This is a genomic window from Hyphomicrobiales bacterium (genome assembly GCA_039989895.1).
Classification (GTDB): Bacteria; Pseudomonadota; Alphaproteobacteria; order Rhizobiales; family JACESI01; genus JACESI01.
Genome location: JBDXGY010000001.1, coordinates 141,529 through 160,000, shown reverse-complemented (window position 1 = coordinate 160,000; position 18,472 = coordinate 141,529). Strand labels below are relative to the sequence as shown.

20 protein-coding genes are annotated in these 18,472 nt (G+C 47.7%); 12 read left to right on the top strand and 8 right to left on the bottom strand.

Annotated features, from left to right (window positions below; translation table 11 throughout):
- Window positions 1-248 precede the first annotated feature (248 nt).
- Window positions 249-2,132, top strand: coding sequence for an SLC13 family permease (locus tag ABJ081_00745; GenBank protein ID MEP6355194.1), 1,884 nt, complete (start codon window positions 249-251; stop codon window positions 2,130-2,132).
- Window positions 2,133-2,171: 39 nt separating this feature from the next.
- On the opposite strand, the gene ABJ081_00740 is transcribed toward ABJ081_00745, so the two are convergent.
- Together ABJ081_00740 and ggt are read right to left on the bottom strand one after the other, a co-directional pair.
- Window positions 2,172-2,657 (bottom strand): MOSC domain-containing protein, encoded by a 486-nt coding sequence (locus ABJ081_00740; GenBank protein MEP6355193.1) that lies wholly within the window; start codon window positions 2,655-2,657, stop codon window positions 2,172-2,174.
- Window positions 2,658-2,676: 19 nt separating this feature from the next.
- On the bottom strand, window positions 2,677-4,446 hold the full coding sequence (gene ggt / locus ABJ081_00735; GenBank protein MEP6355192.1) for a gamma-glutamyltransferase: 1,770 nt from the start codon (window positions 4,444-4,446) through the stop codon (window positions 2,677-2,679).
- A gap of 130 nt (window positions 4,447-4,576) precedes the next feature.
- Here ggt and nthA point away from each other — a divergent pair, with 130 nt between their 5' ends.
- From nthA to ABJ081_00715, 4 genes are read left to right on the top strand one after another with little or no spacing between them, the layout of a single operon-like run.
- Complete coding sequence (nthA, locus tag ABJ081_00730) at window positions 4,577-5,224, top strand: nitrile hydratase subunit alpha (protein ID MEP6355191.1); 648 nt, start codon at window positions 4,577-4,579, stop codon at window positions 5,222-5,224.
- Window positions 5,221-5,880, top strand: a complete 660-nt coding sequence (nthB, locus tag ABJ081_00725) for a nitrile hydratase subunit beta (GenBank protein ID MEP6355190.1) — start codon at window positions 5,221-5,223, stop codon at window positions 5,878-5,880. Before nthA ends, nthB begins: the two co-directional genes overlap by 4 nt.
- Window positions 5,867-6,235: a nitrile hydratase accessory protein gene (locus ABJ081_00720; protein MEP6355189.1), complete on the top strand. Its 369-nt coding sequence runs from the start codon at window positions 5,867-5,869 to the stop codon at window positions 6,233-6,235. The genes nthB and ABJ081_00720 overlap by 14 nt, the downstream gene beginning before the upstream one ends.
- Before the next feature lie 5 nt (window positions 6,236-6,240).
- A complete protein-coding gene (locus tag ABJ081_00715; GenBank protein ID MEP6355188.1) occupies window positions 6,241-7,572 on the top strand; it encodes a malonyl-CoA decarboxylase in 1,332 nt (443 codons plus the stop codon).
- Here ABJ081_00715 and ABJ081_00710 read toward each other — a convergent pair.
- Both ABJ081_00710 and ABJ081_00705 read right to left on the bottom strand, forming a co-directional pair.
- Window positions 7,569-8,315, bottom strand: coding sequence for an SGNH/GDSL hydrolase family protein (locus ABJ081_00710; GenBank protein MEP6355187.1), 747 nt, complete (start codon window positions 8,313-8,315; stop codon window positions 7,569-7,571). The genes ABJ081_00715 and ABJ081_00710 overlap by 4 nt on opposite strands.
- Window positions 8,316-8,380: 65 nt before the next feature.
- Window positions 8,381-9,013, bottom strand: coding sequence for a DUF938 domain-containing protein (locus ABJ081_00705; protein MEP6355186.1), 633 nt, complete (start codon window positions 9,011-9,013; stop codon window positions 8,381-8,383).
- Between the two features lie 152 nt (window positions 9,014-9,165).
- On the opposite strand from ABJ081_00705, the gene ABJ081_00700 reads away from it, so the two are divergent.
- Together ABJ081_00700 and ABJ081_00695 are read left to right on the top strand one after the other, a co-directional pair.
- Window positions 9,166-9,552 (top strand): RidA family protein, encoded by a 387-nt coding sequence (locus ABJ081_00700; GenBank protein ID MEP6355185.1) that lies wholly within the window; start codon window positions 9,166-9,168, stop codon window positions 9,550-9,552.
- Window positions 9,549-10,742, top strand: a complete 1,194-nt coding sequence (locus ABJ081_00695) for an aminotransferase class I/II-fold pyridoxal phosphate-dependent enzyme (protein ID MEP6355184.1) — start codon at window positions 9,549-9,551, stop codon at window positions 10,740-10,742. Before ABJ081_00700 ends, ABJ081_00695 begins: the two co-directional genes overlap by 4 nt.
- Before the next feature lie 11 nt (window positions 10,743-10,753).
- On the opposite strand, the gene ABJ081_00690 is transcribed toward ABJ081_00695, so the two are convergent.
- Together ABJ081_00690 and ABJ081_00685 are read right to left on the bottom strand one after the other, a co-directional pair.
- Window positions 10,754-11,602 (bottom strand): DMT family transporter, encoded by an 849-nt coding sequence (locus tag ABJ081_00690; protein MEP6355183.1) that lies wholly within the window; start codon window positions 11,600-11,602, stop codon window positions 10,754-10,756.
- Window positions 11,603-11,672: 70 nt separating this feature from the next.
- Window positions 11,673-11,813, bottom strand: coding sequence for a hypothetical protein (locus ABJ081_00685; GenBank protein MEP6355182.1), 141 nt, complete (start codon window positions 11,811-11,813; stop codon window positions 11,673-11,675).
- A 241-nt stretch (window positions 11,814-12,054) separates the two neighbouring features.
- Here ABJ081_00685 and ABJ081_00680 point away from each other — a divergent pair, with 241 nt between their 5' ends.
- Entirely contained in the window at window positions 12,055-12,801 is a 747-nt protein-coding gene (locus tag ABJ081_00680) for a YebC/PmpR family DNA-binding transcriptional regulator (protein MEP6355181.1), read from the top strand.
- 20 nt (window positions 12,802-12,821) lie between these two features.
- Here ABJ081_00680 and ABJ081_00675 read toward each other — a convergent pair whose 3' ends face one another.
- Window positions 12,822-13,664, bottom strand: coding sequence for an MBL fold metallo-hydrolase (locus tag ABJ081_00675; protein ID MEP6355180.1), 843 nt, complete (start codon window positions 13,662-13,664; stop codon window positions 12,822-12,824).
- 224 nt (window positions 13,665-13,888) lie between these two features.
- The gene (locus ABJ081_00670) at window positions 13,889-15,655 is read right to left on the bottom strand and encodes an SLC13 family permease (protein ID MEP6355179.1); all 1,767 of its coding nucleotides are present in this window, start codon (window positions 15,653-15,655) and stop codon (window positions 13,889-13,891) included.
- A gap of 168 nt (window positions 15,656-15,823) precedes the next feature.
- Between ABJ081_00670 and ruvC the strand changes: the two genes are divergently transcribed.
- Genes ruvC through ruvB form a run of 4 tightly spaced genes read left to right on the top strand, consistent with a single transcriptional unit; the run spans window position 15,824 to window position 18,460 of the window.
- Window positions 15,824-16,339, top strand: coding sequence for a crossover junction endodeoxyribonuclease RuvC (gene ruvC, locus ABJ081_00665; GenBank protein MEP6355178.1), 516 nt, complete (start codon window positions 15,824-15,826; stop codon window positions 16,337-16,339).
- On the top strand, window positions 16,336-16,953 hold the full coding sequence (ruvA, locus tag ABJ081_00660; protein MEP6355177.1) for a Holliday junction branch migration protein RuvA: 618 nt from the start codon (window positions 16,336-16,338) through the stop codon (window positions 16,951-16,953). The genes ruvC and ruvA overlap by 4 nt, the downstream gene beginning before the upstream one ends.
- Window positions 16,950-17,417, top strand: coding sequence for a hypothetical protein (locus ABJ081_00655; protein ID MEP6355176.1), 468 nt, complete (start codon window positions 16,950-16,952; stop codon window positions 17,415-17,417). Before ruvA ends, ABJ081_00655 begins: the two co-directional genes overlap by 4 nt.
- Window positions 17,414-18,460 carry a Holliday junction branch migration DNA helicase RuvB gene (ruvB, locus tag ABJ081_00650; protein ID MEP6355175.1) on the top strand — a complete coding sequence of 349 codons (1,047 nt, stop codon included), beginning with the start codon at window positions 17,414-17,416 and terminating at the stop codon, window positions 18,458-18,460. Before ABJ081_00655 ends, ruvB begins: the two co-directional genes overlap by 4 nt.
- The last annotated feature ends 12 nt before the right edge of the window (window positions 18,461-18,472 follow it).

Below are 18,472 nucleotides of genomic sequence, written 5' to 3'. Positions count from 1 at the left end.
TCATAGAGCATATCTATCTTTCCATAATACGCATCATTAAACGAGTGTAAAATCGCTGTGAAATTGGCCTTAAGTGGATGGCTGCTAGAGCTAAGCATTTGCATTGAATAGTTCTTTCGCTACAATCCGAAGCGTATTGAGTGTGCTCATAATCTATGAGCGAGAAAATAAATTTTCCGGAAGCTTAAACAGATAAGAATAAGTATTTGTTGAGTCACAAGAGCACATCAATTGGGGGGAGGACCATAATGGATGTTGTTGTTCTCACCACAGAGATGGCTGTGGTGCTGGGCTTATTGGGTTTTACGGTTTTTCTATTTGTTTCCGAAATTCTTCGTGTCGATCTTTCTGCAATTTTAGTGATGATTATTCTGGGGCTTATGAGCTTGCTTCCAGGGCTGAGTGGCTTGGCTGATGTTAATCATCTGTTCGATGGATTTGCTTCTAATGCGGTCATTTCGATTATTGCCGTGATGATTATCGGTGCAGGATTAGATAAGACTGGTCTTATGAGTAAAGTGGCTGCCGTTATTCTCAAATATGGCGGTAGCACTGAGAAGCGTATTATACCGATCATCTCAGGGACGGTTGGGCTTATATCGTCGTTTATGCAAAATGTTGGTGCAGCGGCTCTGTTTCTGCCTGTGGTCAGCCGCATTTCTGTTCGTTCAGAAATTCCCCTCAGTCGTTTGCTTATGCCTATGGGCTTTTGTGCGATTCTAGGGGGAACAGTAACAATGGTTGGTTCTTCACCTCTCATTTTGCTGAATGATTTAATTTTAAGTGCAAATGAGAGATTGCCTGAAGCGGATCAAATGGAGACTTTTGGCTTGTTCTCTGTCACGCCAATTGGATTGTGTTTGGTCGTGACAGGAATATTGTATTTCGTCTTTTTTGGCCATTGGGTGCTGCCCAAAAAGAATGGCTCAAAAGATAGTACAAGCGGTCAATCCCTCAAAGCTTACCTAAAGAGAATCTATGGATTGCAAGCCGATATTTTTGAGATAGTGGTGCCAGGGAACCATCCTATTGAAGGTCAGACACTCGATGAACTTATGCAACGTCATCACATCTATATTATTGGAACGTTTTTTGGCGGTCGGAGATGGTTTGCTCCTCTTATACGCACAAAAATTCAAACCCCCTGTCGCCTTGTTGTGCTTGGGCGGGAGGAGCCTATTCGAGCCATGGCGAAGGCTGAAGGCTTTAGGGTTATGCGAAACCTTGAAGTATTTGCAGAAGATTATGCGCTAACAAAATCTGGCGTTGCAGAAATGGTCATTCCTCCAGGCTCATCGGTTATTGGAAAAAATGCCCATGACCTTGTCTTTCGCAAGCGGTATGGAGCTAGCCTGTTGGCAATCCATAGGACAGGTGAGACCATGAGTTATGTGGAGACTGCTGACCATATTCCAACGCCAGTAAGTGAGATTCCTTTTGCCGCTGGTGACACGTTGGTTATTCACAGTACTTGGGGTGCTTTGACCCATCTTACCAATGATCGCGATTTTGTTGTTGTAACATCAGATTTCCCGCGTGAAGAATTACGACCAAAGAAAGTCGGCTGGGCTTTGTTGTTCTTTTGTGTAGCAGTTGGGTTGATACTGTTTTCCAATGTTGTGCTTTCATTATGCCTGCTCGTTGGCGCTGCTGGTATGATTATCACGAAGGTTATTGATCTTGATGAAGCCTATGCTGCAGTGAGCTGGAGTACAGTGTTTTTGCTGGCTAGTCTTATACCGCTCGGGCAAGCGGTGCAGTCGACGGGCGCAGCTTCGTGGATAGCACAGCAAATTCTAACGGTTTTAGATGGATGGCCTATATGGGCATTGCAGGCGGGTGTGGCTATACTTGCGACGATTTTTACATTGGTTATGTCTAATGTGGGGGCAACTGTTTTATTGGTCCCTTTAGCTGTTTCCATTGCACTGGAAGCAGGGGGCGATCCAGCCATTTTTGCAATGACGGTTGCTATCTCTACGTCGAACTCATTTCTTATACCTACCCATCAAGTCAATGCGCTTATCATGGGGCCGGCAGGTTATAAGGTGATTGATTTTGTGCGCACAGGCGGCGTCATGACATTGCTATTTCTTGTGGTGTCGCTTGTCATGATGAATGTGGTTTTTTGAGATAGAAGGTATGTGTTTTTAAATAGGGTCTTTGTCCTATTACTCGTGGCTGTGTGAAAGAACAGGGTCACCTAGATTTATAACCCCTTCTTCCAAGACTTCAGCACATATGCCGCCATGGCCGCGCATCGCATTGTAACCACCAAAGCCAAGCTCTGTTTCCATCCGTGAGCAAGGTGCACATAGACCTGTGCCGCGCAGTGTGGTGTTGCCAATTTTGAATATTTGGTTGCGCAGACCCAGCAGTGAAATACCACTTACAACGATATTCCTACGAAGCCGAGCAGGATTAATAGTGGGTTGTTGACCGCTGCAAAGAGCCGCGATTGCGGGCAGATGTTCGGCTTGAATTAAAGTGATGGTGCGCTTGCCCGGTTTTGTCCTGTGATCACCTTCAAGACCTGTAGAGCGGACGGTTGCTTGATCAAGGGAAATTAATGGCTGTTTTCGCGCAGGACGCACACCGATCCATCTGACTTCTCCAGCATGAGAAAATCTTTGGATCAGGGTTGCGATCGTTTCCAAAATAAAAAACCTTGTTCTTTTATTGTGCCAGAACGACGCCTTCGCGACGAGGGTCTGCGCCGCCTTCAAGTTGTCCGTCTTTGATGCTGATACCGTGCAAACCCGAGTTTAGCGAAATTGCCACCGTATCATACCCAAGAGCTTCCAGTTCCTCTTGATATTCAATAGCCTTGGTATTTGCCTCAAATGCAAAGGTGCCAAAGCGATTGGTAATATGAGGTAAATTGATAGTTTCTTGAATGTTCAGGCCCCAGTCAATCATGCCTATAATCGATTTGGTAACATAAGGGATGGTGCGACTGCCACCAGGGCTGCCAATGGCGACTTGTGGGACTCCATCTTTGAAAACGATGGTAGGGGACATAGAGGAGCGCGGACGTTTTCCAGGGGCTACCGAGTTAGCAATAAGGCGGCCGTCTTTATGTGTTGCAAAAGAAAAATCTGTGAGCTGATTATTGAGTAGAAAGCCCCCAACCATAAGCTTGGACCCAAAAGCATTTTCAACGGATGAAGTCATCGAGACGATATTGCCATGTGTGTCGCGAATGACGAAATGAGTGGTTGAGGGTATTTCTAATGATTGGTCATCAGCATAATTGTAAGCATGATCAAAACTAGGCGTGCCCGCTATAGCTACTTTCAGTTTTTTACCGGCGGCAAGCATGCTAGAGCGAGTTTTTAGATATTCCTTTTTCAAAAGCCCTTTCACGGGAACAGGAACAAAATCTTGATCAGCCACATAGCGGCCTCGATCTGCGAAAGCAAGGCGGGTTGCATCGCCGATAAGTTGCCAATTTTCGATGCTCTCGGGCCCGCCCGTAGTAAGATCGAAGGGCTCTAATGTGCCTAAAATCTGACCTACGGCGATTGCGCCAGATGACGGAGGACCCATGCCACAAACGCTATAATCGCGATAAGGTGAGCAAACAGGTTCTCGTTCTTTTATGCGGTAATTAGCAAGATCACTCAGTGATAGGGTGCCAGGGCGCTCTTTTGTGTTTTGAACAGCATCCACGATTTGCTTTGCAATTGTGCCCTTATAAAAGACATCAGCTCCCTGTGTTTGGAAAGCGCGCAGGGTTTCTGCATAGGCTGGGTTTTTCAATAATGTCCCACGGCTTTTTAGTTCACCATTGTCATGAAAAAAATAAGTGCGTGTAGTGTCATACCATGCCAAGGGTTGCTTGCTTTGCGCCATTAGACCTGCAAGGCGGGGAGAGATTTCGAAGCCGGATTCTGACAAGGCGATGGCATGCTCTAAAAGTTCGGGCCATGGTTTTGAGCCATATTTTTTGTGGGTTTCATATAAGAGCTGAGGCACACCTGGTACGCCGACAGATAGGCCACTTAAAATTGAATTATAAAAGCTGTAAGGCTTGCCGCTTGGGTTTTGAAACAGGCGTGGGTTGACGTCTGCAGGCGCTGTTTCGCGAGCATCAAAAGTCGTTAGCCGTTTTTCTTTGTTATCCCAATAGACCAAAAAACTACCGCCCCCTAGTCCAGACGATTGTGGTTCGGTAAGGCTCAATGTGGTTTGTACGGCGATCATGGCATCGATAGCGTTACCGCCAGAGCGTAAAATTTTGGCGCCTGCTTCGCTTGAATGAGGGTTGGCCGTTGAAATAATCCATGAAGTACCAGTGACAAGATTTTTATTGTTTTCTGGTAGTTGCATATGTTCTTCAGGCTGAATGGCATCGGACGCCTCTTGAGCAAAAAGTGGTGTGTAATATATCGCTAAAAGAATGGTCGCAAAAATACCAAGGCAACGTCTTATTTTTACATGCATTGAATGAAACTGAGCCTATTTATTATTATTGATAATTTTATCTAACATACACTTATCATGATTTCATGCTTGCCAAATCACAGTTTTCAATCCCACACTGACATTTAAGATATTGCGAAGGTGGATTATAATGAGCGATGACCATAAAATAGACCATCATCACGACCATCATCATGGTGAGGGATCAGAACTTTCAAAAACCGCGTTACGGGTGAAAGCGATTGAATCGCTCCTCGTGGAAAAAGGATATGTCGATCCAGCCGCTCTCGATGTCATTATTGATACCTATGAAAATAAAGTAGGCCCACGCAATGGCGCGCTGGTTGTGGCGAAGGCGTGGCATGAGTCTGATTATCTTGAATGGCTAAGGCGTGAGCCAACAAAGGCCATTGCATCGCTTGGGTTCGAAGGCCGGCAAAGTGAGCATATGAAGGTGCTTGAGAACACAGATCAGGTGCACAATATGGTCGTTTGCACGCTGTGCTCTTGTTATCCGTGGAATGTGCTTGGCTTGCCGCCTGTATGGTATAAGTCAGCACCTTACCGTTCGCGCGCTGTGATTGATCCTCGTGGTGTGCTGGCTGATTTTGGTGTGACATTGGGCGATGAAGTGGATGTCAGGGTTTGGGATTCCACTGCCGAACTGCGCTATCTGGTTATTCCCAAGCGCCCGAATGGGACTGAAGGATGGGATATTGAGGCATTGGCAGACCTTGTCACGCGCGATTCAATGATAGGGACGGGGCTTGCGCTTCAACCTGATGAGGTGCGGCCATGAATTCTGCACATGATCTTGGTGGCATGCAGGGATTTGGACCGGTTGTGCCTGAACCTGTGAAGCCTGTTTTCCATGAAGAATGGGAAGGCAAAGTGCTGGCGTTGGTGCTTTCTATGGCGGTCGCTGTGAAATGGAACCTAGATAAATCACGTCATGCCCGCGAGAGCCTGCCACCACCACAATATTTGACATCAAGTTATTATCAAATCTGGTGGGCTGCCCTTGAAAAGCTGATGGTGCGAGAAAAGCTGGCGACGGCAGAAGAGCTTGAGACGGGGAAAATGGTGACACCGCCTTTACCGATTGCGGGTGCTTTGAAAGCCGAAGATGTGCCGCGGGTTTTACGCAATGGCGGTCCTTGTGACCGACCCATAGATGAGCCAGCGGCTTTTAATGTTGGCGATCAGGTGAGCGTGCGTAATTTTCATCCTATGGGCCATACCCGAGCGCCGCGTTATCTACGTGGTCATCAGGGTGAAATTATTGCCGCGCACGGTGGTTTTGTTTTTCCTGATAGCAATGCAGAAGATGCGGGTGAAAATCCAAAATGGCTTTATACAGTACGCTTTTCGGCCCAAGAATTATGGGGTGATGAGGCGCGGGCCGGTGATCGTATTATGGCTGACTTGTGGGAACCTTATCTTGAAAAAAAATGATGCGCAGATAAAGGCTGACAATGAAATTTTGCAGGCCTTGCCTGAATTGCCGCGCGATGAGGCCGGGCCTGTCTTTGCCGAGCCGTGGCAGGCGCAAATTTTTGCTGTGACATGTGTGCTTCATGAAAAAGGATTATTTACCGCTCATGAGTGGGGGCAAGCATTGGGCGGCGTTATTAAGGAGCTTGATGATGAGGAGGAATATTATCAATGTTGGCTCACGACCTTAGAGCGGATAACGAGCGCGAAAGGGCTCGTGGATGCGGGTAACTTGAGAGATCGTTATAATGCTTGGGACCGTGCTGCGCGCGCAACACCCCATGGCGAACCAATTGAACTTGGATGCGAGGAATAAAACAGATGAGTGGCAATTCATTTTTTCAAGGATTGTTATCCAGCGTGTTTGAACGTGGGGTTGGTCTAACCCGCTCGACGGATAAACGTTCAATGAAAGAACTGATACATGCTCTTGTTTCAGGGCGCGGTGAAGTATCAGGTACAAAAATAGCTCATGCTCTTTTCAATAAATATGAAGCGATGAGTTATGAGGAACGGGAAGAGTTTTTTGTTTATCTCAATGAGCATCTGGATGTGAATACCGAAGCTATTATTGAGGCCGCGAACCGATTTAGTGAGGATGGTAGTGCAGATAATCTGCGTGTTTTGCAAAAGGTGTCAGAACCCGGACGATTAGAGCTGTTGCGCCGTTTGAACGGTGTTCCAGGCGGTACGGGCCGACTTGTACGAATGCGCGAGGATTTTTTGAAGATTGCAAAGACGATGACGAGACTCACCCGAACGGATGTGGACTTTCAGCACCTTTTTGCTTCATGGTTCAATCGTGGATTTTTGGTGCTGCGCCCAATCGACTGGACAACGCCTGCCCATATTTTGGAAAAAGTGATTACCTATGAGTCGGTGCATGAAATTCAAAGTTGGGAAGATTTACGCCGACGGCTTTTGCCTGAGGATAGGCGATGTTTTGCCTTTTTTCATCCTGCAATGCCCGATGAGCCATTGATCTTCGTTGTTGTGGCACTGACAAAATCTATTCCCTCTTCGATACAAGATGTGCTGGCAGAAAACCGAGAAGAATTGCGTGAAGATGAAGCTGATACTGCTGTGTTTTACTCGATTTCAAACTGTCAGGCGGGATTGCAGGGGGTCTCTTTTGGTAATTTTTTGATCAAACAGGTGGTAGGTGATCTGGCCCATGATTTGCCAAATCTGAAAACCTTTGTGACATTATCGCCAGTTCCCAGCTTCATGAACTGGTTGGAGAAGACCGCTCTCAGTGAGCCAGATCGACCGGCAGAAGAGGCTTTAGGCGCCATCAAGTCGCTTACGGAACCCGAAGATCTATCGAGGATTGAAAGTCTTAAAACAAATATCGTTGAACTGGCTGCGCGGTATTTTCTACTCGAAAAGCGCGAAGATGGTCAGCCTATTGATCCTGTCGCTCGTTTTCATTTGGGTAATGGCGCAAGCCTGCGCCAGATTAACTGGATGGGCGATGTTTCGGAAAAAGGCTTAAAACAATCTGCCGGTCTCATGGTGAATTATCTCTATGATTTGAGTGATGTGGAAAACAACCATGAAGCCTATGCTCAAGACCGTGTGGTGAAGGCAGAGAAGAGCATTCAGGTGCAGGCCGAAAAAGCGTCAAAGAATATTTCTATTGAGCAAGTTTAGTTTTTCACCTCAGCGCTGATGCCTGCTCGTATAGTGGCAGCGAGATCAAGAGCAAGACATTCGTGACCAAGCGGGCTCATGTGAAAACGGTCTTTCGCCATGAGGCTAGTCATAAGGTTTTGATCAAGACTTAAGGCGTGTTTCATGCGCTGGTATCTTTTGACCACAGGCAGATCCTGTGCTTTTCCAATGCGTGCGATGAGATCGACGGTATCAGCATAGTTTTGATTGCTTAATATGCGAGGAAAGAATTGCGGGTCGATTAGGATCAGAGGCAGTTTGTGTTCTTGGGCGATGGCGATGCCTTTTCGTATGGTTGCGGTCAGCTCTTCTAGTGGCACTTTGCCCAGCGCATCATTCGTGCCCACCTGCCACACTATAAGATCGGGTGATGTGGCTTTGATGGCTGGGGATATGCGTTTTAAGGCCGCTTTTGCTCTCTCGCCACCTACGCCTTTAGCAATGACATCAACCTTGGGGTCGCTCCTTTTTCCATTTAGATAAAAAGCAGTACGGGCAGGATAAGCCTTTGATATATCGCCAGCTCCCACGCCGGAGGTCGATGATGAACCTATCATCAAGATTGTTATTTTTTGTTTTTTCACAGGCAAGGTGAAAGATGGTTGTGGGTCAACAATGCCACATTCCAATTTTTTTAAAGCGGAACTATCCGATGCAGCGGCAGAAAAAGTAAAAAGCATCATCGATATACAAGCGACAAAGCTTTGAATCCAAAAATTCATTGATTATCTTATCCAGCCAATTTGTAACACACACCATAATAAGCTTATTTTATCTCGTGTCACGATCAGGCTTTTGTGAAGACTACACTTAAATTATTTGCTGGCATGTTGATGATGTGAGGGCCTGTGAAACCTGCCTCTTGGGCATGGGTGGCGATGTCGTCGAGATGGCGGATGCCGCTTGAAGGGTTGCCAGCGCGCAAACTTTCGTCAAAAGCGAGATTGCTTGGGGCAGTTTCAATATCACTTCGAAAAAAGGGACCATAAAAAAACAAGGGCGCCCCACTTGTCAAAATGTGTGATGCTAACTTGATCAGGGCAAGCGTGGCAGTCCACGGTGCAATATGGATGACATTCATGGAAATCAGTGCATCCGCTTTCGAAACGGGCCATTGCTCTTCAAGCAGATCAAGTTTGAGGGGCGTTTCTATGTTTGTTAGCTTAGCTTGCTTGATCCATTTTTCGATTTGAGAAAGTTGTTCTTCTGATCGTTCTGTTGGTTGAAAGTTGAGATAGGGTAGATGGTTTGCCAGATAAATCACATGGGCGCCTGACCCTGAGCCAACCTCCAGCACTGTGCCAGATTTTGGTAAAATATGAGCAAGTGTCTCACTGATGAGTGCGCGATTTCGCAAGGCTGCGGGCGGCACAGGGTGTAAATCATAAACGGGCATATCAATGCGTGATGGGGGTGTCATATGTATCAGGCTCACCTAGGATGATAATTGGTTGCAATCAGTCTTTTTGCCAAAAACGAACAATGCAGGATTGCTTTTAAAAACTCAAATCTTCTAATGTGCTTAGAAGCTTGATCAATCGAGGCTAGGGTGGCTGAACTTTTATGAGCAAGATCGAATTTCACAATATACCAGCTGCCCCAAAAGGAGTAGCTCCTTTCTCCCATGCGACTGAGGCGGGTGGATTTATCTTTGTAACCGGCCAAATGCCAACTTGGCCAGGTGAACCAGCCCGACCTTTGCCTGAGGGCATTGAGGCGCAAACGCGTCGGGTGATGGATAATCTGATTATTGTACTTGAAGGGATGGGCCTTACATTGGCGAGTGTTGCTCAGGTGCGAGTTTATATTACTGAATTCAAGCGTGATTATGCCGCGATGAATGAGGTTTATCAATCGTATTTTCCAGCCGATCGCTTGCCCGCGCGTACCTGTGTCGGGGTTACCGGTCTGGCTGTCGATGCCTTGGTAGAAATTGATATGATAGCGGTGCGGCCATGATGTTTACAAAACCGTTTACTCAACAAGAAGCAATCCCTGAAGCGGGCATTGCGCGTGCGGTTGAAATTTTGCGAGAAGGGCGGTTACATCGTTATAATACAGCCGCTGGAGAGACATCTGAAACGTCCCTTTTGGAAGAGGAATATGCAGCTTATCAGGGCGCTAAATATTGTCTGGCTCTGGCCTCAGGCGGACAGTCGATGCAGATTGCTTTGCGGGCGGTGGGGCTGAAACCGGGTGATAAAATTCTGGCCAATGCCTATACACTCGCACCCGTGCCGGGCGCCATTCATGTGGCGGGAGGCGTGCCAGTATTTGTTGAAATTAATGATGACTGGCACATCGACATAGACGATTTGTGGGCAAAGGCTGCGAGCTCTGGCGCGAAGTTTTTAATGCTTTCCCACATGCGCGGCCATATTGCGGATATGGCTTCGATTGTTGCTATTTGCGAAGAATTTAACATTGCGATGATCGAAGACTGCGCCCACACAATGGGCGCGCGATGGCAGGGTGTGCGCTCTGGCAATTTCGGTAAGGTCGCCTGTTTTTCAAATCAGACTTATAAGCATATGAATTCGGGAGAGGGCGGGTTTTTAACGACCGATGATGCAGAAGTGGCGGCCCGCGCCACAATTTTGTCAGGCTCCTATATGCTTTACGAGCGGCACGGGGCGACACCTGATGCGAGTGTTTTTGATAACATGCGTCTTGATACGCCGAATTGCTCTGCGAGGCTTGATAATTTGCGTGCGGCTATTTTGCGGGCGCAATTGCCAAATCTTGATGCGAATATTACCCGCTGGAACGCGCGCTATCATACGCTAGAGGCGGGATTGAGCGACATAGATGGCCTTCGTGTGGTTGCCCGTAAGGAGCATGAAGAATTTGTTGGTTCGTCTTTTCAGTTTCAAGCGCTTGGCATTCAGCCGTTGCTCATTCCTGAATTTATCACTGGTTGCGCAAAGCGTGGGGTGGAGTTGAAATGGTTTGGTGCCGATGAGCCAGCAGCCTTTACCAGCCGCTACGACAGCTGGCAGTATTTCGATGATCTGCCGGAACTGACAAAAACCAAGAAGACGCTCTCACGCACATGCGATATGCGGGTGCCCCTTACTTTCGATGAGGCGGATTGCGTTTTAATAGCGAAGATCATTGCGGATGAGGCGGCAAAGTTTATTGCGACCTGACATCTTCAAGGTCAGTTTTTTGAAAACCGTAAAAGCACCGCGCCAAGAAGCGTCAGCATTGTTGCTATAACCTTCACAAGATCGAGCCGCTCTTTCAAAAAGAAGACGCCGAACAACAACGCAAATATAATGCTTGTTTCTCTAAGGGCAGTTACTAGGGCGATGGGTGCTTGTGTGAAGGCCCAAATCACGATGCTAAACGCGATATAAGAAGCCGTGCCACCGATGATGAATGTGTTTCGGCCCTCGCTCAGAACTTTGGGTAAAAGAGAGGGGCGTTTGATGGCGAAGAAAATGGCGAAAATAACCGCATTGCCAAAGCCGAGCCAGCCATAAAAACCAAGCGCTGTTTCCGCCAGCCGTGCACCCAAACCGTCGATTAATGAATAACCAGCAATGAAACAACCCGTGATAAAAGCGAGCAGGGCGGCGCGTGTGTTGCGAATGCCGTCTTTTTGGCGCACGAGGGCGAGGCTCAAAATTCCGGCAGCGATAATGCAAATGGCCAAAAGTTCCAAAGAGGTGAGGTGAACGCCCAGAAAAACAACAGAAACCCCCGCGACCAGCAAAGGCGCGCTGCCCCGTGCAATGGGATAGACTTGTGTCAGATCGCCGATTTTATAAGAAGCGAGAAGAAACAACTGGTAGCCGAAGTGGAAAAACAGGCCTGCAAAGATATAAGGCCATGAGGCGGGGGCAGGCAGCGGCATGATGATCATAAAGACCAGCGCTATGGGCGCGTGACCAAGGATAACAGCTGCAAGATTCAGCTCTTTATCTACGCCACTCTTCACAAGAGCATTCCACGATGCATGAAGAACTGCGGCAAAAATGACTGCAATGAAAACGGTAATTGTCATCCCGCTAATTTGCCACAGCTTCTCGTGGCAAGCTATCTCTATGATAGCAGATCAGGGATAATTATGTGATTTAGCGTCTGCGGGAAAACCGGTCAGTCAAATCTGCTGAATGGTGACGTCCTGCAACATCTGTTGAGGTCGGTCTTTTATTGGCAAAAATATCGTCTGCTGAAGAGCGGGCGGCGGCTACGCGGCTGATATGACTAAACATCTTAATGCTCCTTTGATTTTGTGCACTGCGATAAATCTTACATAGTGTATCGCCCTTCTGATCAGTAGTGCCGTTATTGCATAGCGGCCATGCAATAACGGAATAGTCGCTTAATGAGATGTTAATGACGTGGATTAGGTTGGGATTGCGCTCATATAACGTGATGGGGCTGGACGCTAAGGCTTCGCTTTGTTTATAAGCGATGGACGAGTTCCTAACCGATGATATTCAAAGAGGCGACATGGCAGGCCATAGTAAATTTAAAAACATCATGTACCGCAAGGGCGCGCAGGATGCGAAACGCTCGAAGATGTTTTCTAAACTTTCCAAGGAAATCACCGTTGCTGCTAAAATGGGCGGCACGGATGTGGATGGAAATTCGCGGCTGCGGCTGGCTGTACAAAACGCCAAGGGCCAATCCATGCCTAAAGACGTTATCGAGCGGGCGATTAAAAAAGCCGACGGCAGTGATGCGGAGAACTATGAAGAGATTCGCTATGAGGGCTTTGGTCCCGGCGGTGTTGCCGTTGTCGTTGAATGTCTGACTGATAATAAAAATCGCTCCGCTTCCACGGTGCGTTCAACTTTTACAAAACACGGCGGCGCACTGGGTGAAACCGGATCTGTGGGCTTCATGTTCGATCATGTGGGCGAAATTGCCTATAAGAATGATGCGGGAGACGCGGACGCGGTGATGGACGCGGCCATTGAAGCGGGCGCGGAAGACTGCGAGAGCGACGAAGACGGTCATATCATCTTATGTGTGTTTGAAGATTTGAGTGAAGTGTCAAAAGCACTCGCGGAAACCCTTGGTGAGGCAGAAAGCGTGAAGCCGATCTGGAAGCCACAAAACAATGTGCCTGTGGATGCTGAGAAAGCAGGAACGCTGTTGAAGCTTATCTCAACGCTAGAAGACGACGAAGACGTGCAGAATGTCTATGCGAACTTTGAGATTGATGATGAGGTGATGGCAAGTCTTGAAGGTTGAGGGATTGATTGGTGGGTGATTTACTCGTCGAATAACCTGAAAGATGTTTCTGGCGTTAGAAAAATCATCCTCGGCTCGGAAGGCAAGGATTCAATCGAGATATTGATAGAATTATCGTTTCTCTTATCAGTCGGATAGCGGCCTTCAATCTGTTCCAAATATCCTAATAATGAGCGTTTATCATGCCAATGCATTGGTAAAATAATGCGCACACCTAAGCGTTTTATCAGCCGCTCCATATTATCTAAACTTAATGTTTGAATGCCGTTGACAGGCATCATCATGACATCAAGCCGGCCTATTTCCGCAAGTTGTTCCTCTGTGGGGTATTCATGTAATTGTCCTAAATGCCCAATGCATAATCCATCAGTTTCAAATATAAAAATAGAGTTTTCGTCAGGCCGATAGCCGGTTCCTTGTGAAGTGAAATCAGTGGTAATATTTCGAACAATAGTGTCGTTAATTCTAACGTAGTGCCGGACAGCTTCACCATCAATGCGCCATCCTCGCAAAACGTGTTCTATTTCTTCATCGGGCTCAAACGTAAAATGACCATCATGAACTGTATTCATCGTGGCAATATCAGGCAATTGTTTGGATCCATGAAAGCCTGTATAATCTGTGGCAATATTCAAGCCTGAGGAATTTTCAATTCTGAAAGATGAATGGGCTAAATAGGTAATCTCTACACCCTGTCTTGCTTGGGCAAAGTGTAGTGCGCCTTCGTAGTTTGCTGGTAGAATTCCGTTGTTAAACTTTGCGACTGGACGGCAAAAGCTACCTTGTGAAATTTGTGAATAGCTCGATGAAGCCCATGACATGCCTATGGTTGCAAATAACGCTAGTATCGCAGAAAGCCGCATTTTGCCTCTATTCTTTTCGTTGTGCTATCAGCTTGCAATAGCAGATATTGAATGATTGTTTTCAGCATATAATAAAAATAAGAGCCATCCAAGGATCGTAGGTATCTGTGACTTAAGCGGGAAGGCTTATAATTAAGCGGGAATAAATTGGTTCATTTTATTGTTCGCAACTGTAGCTAAAGTCTGCTTCTCCTATTTCCCCCAACACAATTTACTGTCGGCGCTTAAAGTGGCCAGACAAGCAGAAGTGTTGGCACTGCTACGATAATCACGATAATTTCGAGGGCTAATCCCATGCGCCAGTAATCACCAAAATGGTAGTTGCCGGGTCCCATAATAATGGTGTTATTTTTATGGCCGATAGGTGTGAGAAAGGCACATGATGCGGCAACGGCAACGCCCATGAGAAATGGGTCGGGATTGACGCCAATTGATTGAGCAACACTGACGGCTATAGGGGCGGCTATCAATGCTGTTGCAACGTTGTTTAAGAAATCTGACAATGTCATTGTCACAACCATTAAAACAGTCAAAATCATCCAATGTGGCATACCAGCTGTCTGGGTGACGATGAGATCGGCGATCAGTTTCGTGCCGCCGGAATTCTCAAGCGCGGCACTCAGTGGGATGAGGGAGGCAAGGAGAACAATGACCTTCCATTCAATCAGCTCATAAAAATCATTACCTCCAATCAAGCCCATAGCCACATAGGCGACAACGCACACACCTAATGATATTGCGAGAGATATGACGCCAAATGCAGCCAAGGCTATAGCGAGAGCGAAAGCTGTAATAGCCAATTGAGCTTTTCGTCGTTGGATAACCTCAGTGCGTCGAGACGCGAGTGGCAACACGCCTAACCATTGGCAAACGCTATCTATTCGGTCATCGGGTCCAAGGAGGAGCAAAAGATCACCGGGTTTAATTGGCAAATTCCGTACACGATCTCGAAAGCGAATGCCTTGCCTCGAAACGCCAAGAAGGGTTACCCCGTGACGATACAAAAGTTGCAATCCCATGGATGTTCGGCCATCAATGCGGGCATTATCGGGGACAATGGCTTCTATAAGGCTCAAAGATTGACCGCGTAATCCACCATGTTTTTCCGATCCGGCAAAATCCAGTTCTGCAGCACCCATAAAATTTTCAATGGATTTTGGATCGCCTTCGAGCACAAGGAAATCACCCTTACGCGTTATTTGCCTGCGCGAAAATCCGCCAAGCCGTTTTCCATTGCGCACGAGACCAAGAATTGTAATGTCATTGTCATTGGCTAACGGATAAAGCTCACGCACTTGTATATTAGTAGATTTTGACCCTTCTTTGACCCGGGCTTCGGCGACATAAAGACCCGCATCGTCCTCAAGCAAGGATGTGTCCTCTCGCGTGGGAAGTAACCGCCAGCCAATTAAGGCGACATAAGCGATCCCGACAATGGAAATAACAAGCCCAACGGGAGTGAAGTCAAACATATGAAATGGCTCACCCAGTGCATCTTGCCGGTATTGAGCGATCACGATGTTGGGCGGCGTACCAATGAGAGTTATCATCCCCCCTAGGATCGTACCGAAGGAAAGGGGCATCAATGACAGCGATACAGCTCGTTTGGCTTTCTTCGCGGCATCTATATCCAGCGTCATTAACAGTGCCAGTGCAGCAACATTATTGATAATCGCTGAAAGTATTGCTCCTACAAATGCCATGATGGAAATGTGTAAGGAAAGCTTTCTGTCTGGCTGCACCACAAAGCGCGCAATAAGTTCAACGGCGCCTGAATTAGTGAGCCCACGCGATACAATTAATACCAGCGCGATGATGACGACTGCAGGATGGCCGAAGCCTTCGAAAGCTTCTTTTGGAGAAACAAATCCGGCAAGCACTGCGATAAGCAATGCAGTAAATGCGACCAGATCATAGCGAAAGCGTCCCCAAACGAGAAAGCCGAAAAGAATACCAAATAGTGAGAATAATAGTATTTGGTCGATGGTCATGGGAATTGCCTCTTGCTATCAACATGGAATATTGGGCTAAAGAGCGTCAAGCTTTTGAAGGTTAATCCAATTGCGACGACAGTGAAAGGCTGCTTCCCCCCACAAAAACGAATTAATCCACCTTTCACACTCTCCTCATTTTCCTCAACATGATTTACTGTTTGTGCCATGACAGAGATGATTCGCATTATTGGAATTGATCCAGGCCTCCGGAACACGGGCTGGGGGGTGGTTGATATTAAGGGGAATGGCCTTTCTTTTGTGGCATCGGGCACTATTAAAGCTGCAACTGATGCCACCCTTTCAAATAGGCTGCTTGAAATTTTCAATGGGCTCAGCGCCGTCATTGGCGAGTGGACGCCTGATGAGGCGGCGGTGGAAGAAACATTTGTCAATAAAGATGCCCGAGCGACCCTCAAACTTGGACAGGCGAGGGGCATTGCTATGGTCGTGCCGGCCAAGGCTGGTTTGAGCGTTGCCGAATATGCCCCCAATCAGGTGAAAAAATCCGTCATTGGCGTTGGTCATGGCGATAAGAAACAAATCAAACTGATGGTGAAAGTGCTGATGCCCAAAGCAGTCTTTGATAGCGATGATGCCGCTGATGCGCTGGCGATTGCGATTTGTCATGCCCATAATCGCCAAACACTTGCCCAACAAATGCGAATGGCGGTCGTTCAATGATTGGTAAACTCAAAGGCGTGGTTGACAGTTATGGTGAGGATTATTTGATCCTTGATGTGCAAGGTGTGGGCTATCAGGTGTATTGCTCTTCTAAAACCATGGGCACCCTGCCACGCCCTGGCGAGGCCGCAACACTTTCTATCGAGACCCATGTGCGTGAGACGGAAATCAGGCTTTTCGGCTTTTCATCTGATTTAGAGCGCGAATGGTTTAACCTGTTGCAAAGCGTGCAAGGGGTGGGTGCGAAGGTGGCGCTGGCGATTTTGGGCACATTGGGCCCTGGTGATTTAGCCTCTGCAATCGCGCTTCAAGATAAGGCGATGGTCGCGCGCAGTCCCGGCGTTGGGCCAAAAGTGGCGCAGCGCATTGTGCTTGAATTGAAAACTAAAGCACCGGCTTTGTCGGGGGATACGTCCGGCACAATCGGCCTTCAACAAGAACTGGGCGAGGGCGTTGCTTCATCTAATGTTGCCGATGCGGTTTCCGCTTTGACCAATTTGGGCTATGGCGCGCCGCAAGCCTCCGCCGCCATTGCCGCTGCGGTGAAAAATGCAGGCGAAGAGGCCGATACGCAGACGTTGATTAGAGTAGGCTTGAAGGAACTGGCTCGGTGAGATCACTCGGCCAACATTTTAAAACATTCATTGCCATGCTTGCGGTGTTTTGCGTCATCGCGCCGCTTATCGCGGGCGCATATTATCTAGTGTTTTATCCGCTTTATGTTTTGTCGGGGCGCGCTGAGGTGACAATCGATCAATTGCTTTATTTCCCGACCATTAGCGTTTTGTTCTTTGTGCTTCTCCCGGGTCTTTTGTTGACGCCTTTTGTGTTGGGCGTGATACCGGCGTTCATTACCTGTGTATTGAGCTTTTTGGTTTATATCATGCGCGGCTATGTCAATTGGTGGCTGGTTTGTCTGTTTGCTTTTGTGGCTTGTGCCGCGCCGCTTAGCTTTGACGGTCTGCAGTCCAGCACCAACCTGATTACGAAACCGATTTTTGTATTGTCCGGTTTTATGTCTGCCCTGACAATATGTTGGTGGCGTAGAGCTTTCGGATTTAATAAGATCATTAGATGAGTGATTCTGAGCGCATCATAACCCCTGAACTTCGTGAGGACGACGACACCTCAATTCGCCCTTTGGCGATTGATGAGTTTACCGGTCAAAAAGAAGCGCGTGAAAACCTAAAAGTTTTTATTGGCGCCGCGAAATCACGTGGTGAAGCCTTGGATCATGTGTTGTTTGTCGGTCCGCCCGGTCTTGGAAAGACGACACTGGCGCAGATTGTGGCGCGGGAGCTTGGTGTTAATTTTCGCTCTACCTCTGGCCCTGTGATTGCCAAATCTGGTGATCTGGCAGCTTTGCTCACAAACTTGGAAGAAAATGACGTCCTCTTCATTGATGAGATCCATAGGCTTAATCCTGCGGTTGAAGAAATTTTGTATCCCGCGATGGAAGATTTTCAGCTTGATCTGATTATCGGGGAGGGACCGGCAGCGCGTTCCGTCAAAATTGATCTGGCTAAATTTACGCTTGTCGCCGCCACCACACGCCTTGGCCTTCTCACCACCCCATTGCGTGATCGGTTTGGCATTCCAATCCGGCTTAATTTTTATACCGTGGAAGAATTGGAAAGCATCGTTGTTCGTGGGGCGCGCATTATGGGCATCGGCATGACAGCAGATGGCGCGAGGGAAGTTGCGCGGCGCTCACGTGGGACACCGCGTATCGCAGGGCGCTTGTTGCGTCGGGTGCGTGACTTTGCGATCTTTGATGGGGAAACAGAAATCACACGCGAGATTGCTGATAAGGCGCTGCGCCGTCTTGATGTGGATGATCGCGGGCTTGATGCGCTGGATAAGCGCTATCTTAATCAAATCGCGATGAACTTTGGCGGTGGCCCTGTTGGGATTGAGACCATTGCTGCCGCTCTTTCAGAACCACGCGATGCGGTGGAAGAGATTGTGGAGCCTTATCTTATTCAACAAGGCTTTGTGCAACGAACCCCGCGCGGGCGGTTACTCACCCCGCTCGCGTTTACACATATGGGCCTTGCTGTGCCAGAAGGTGGAGCCGTGCATCAAATGGGATTGTTCCAAGAGGACGATGGTGTTGAATAGTTTGCACGTTGT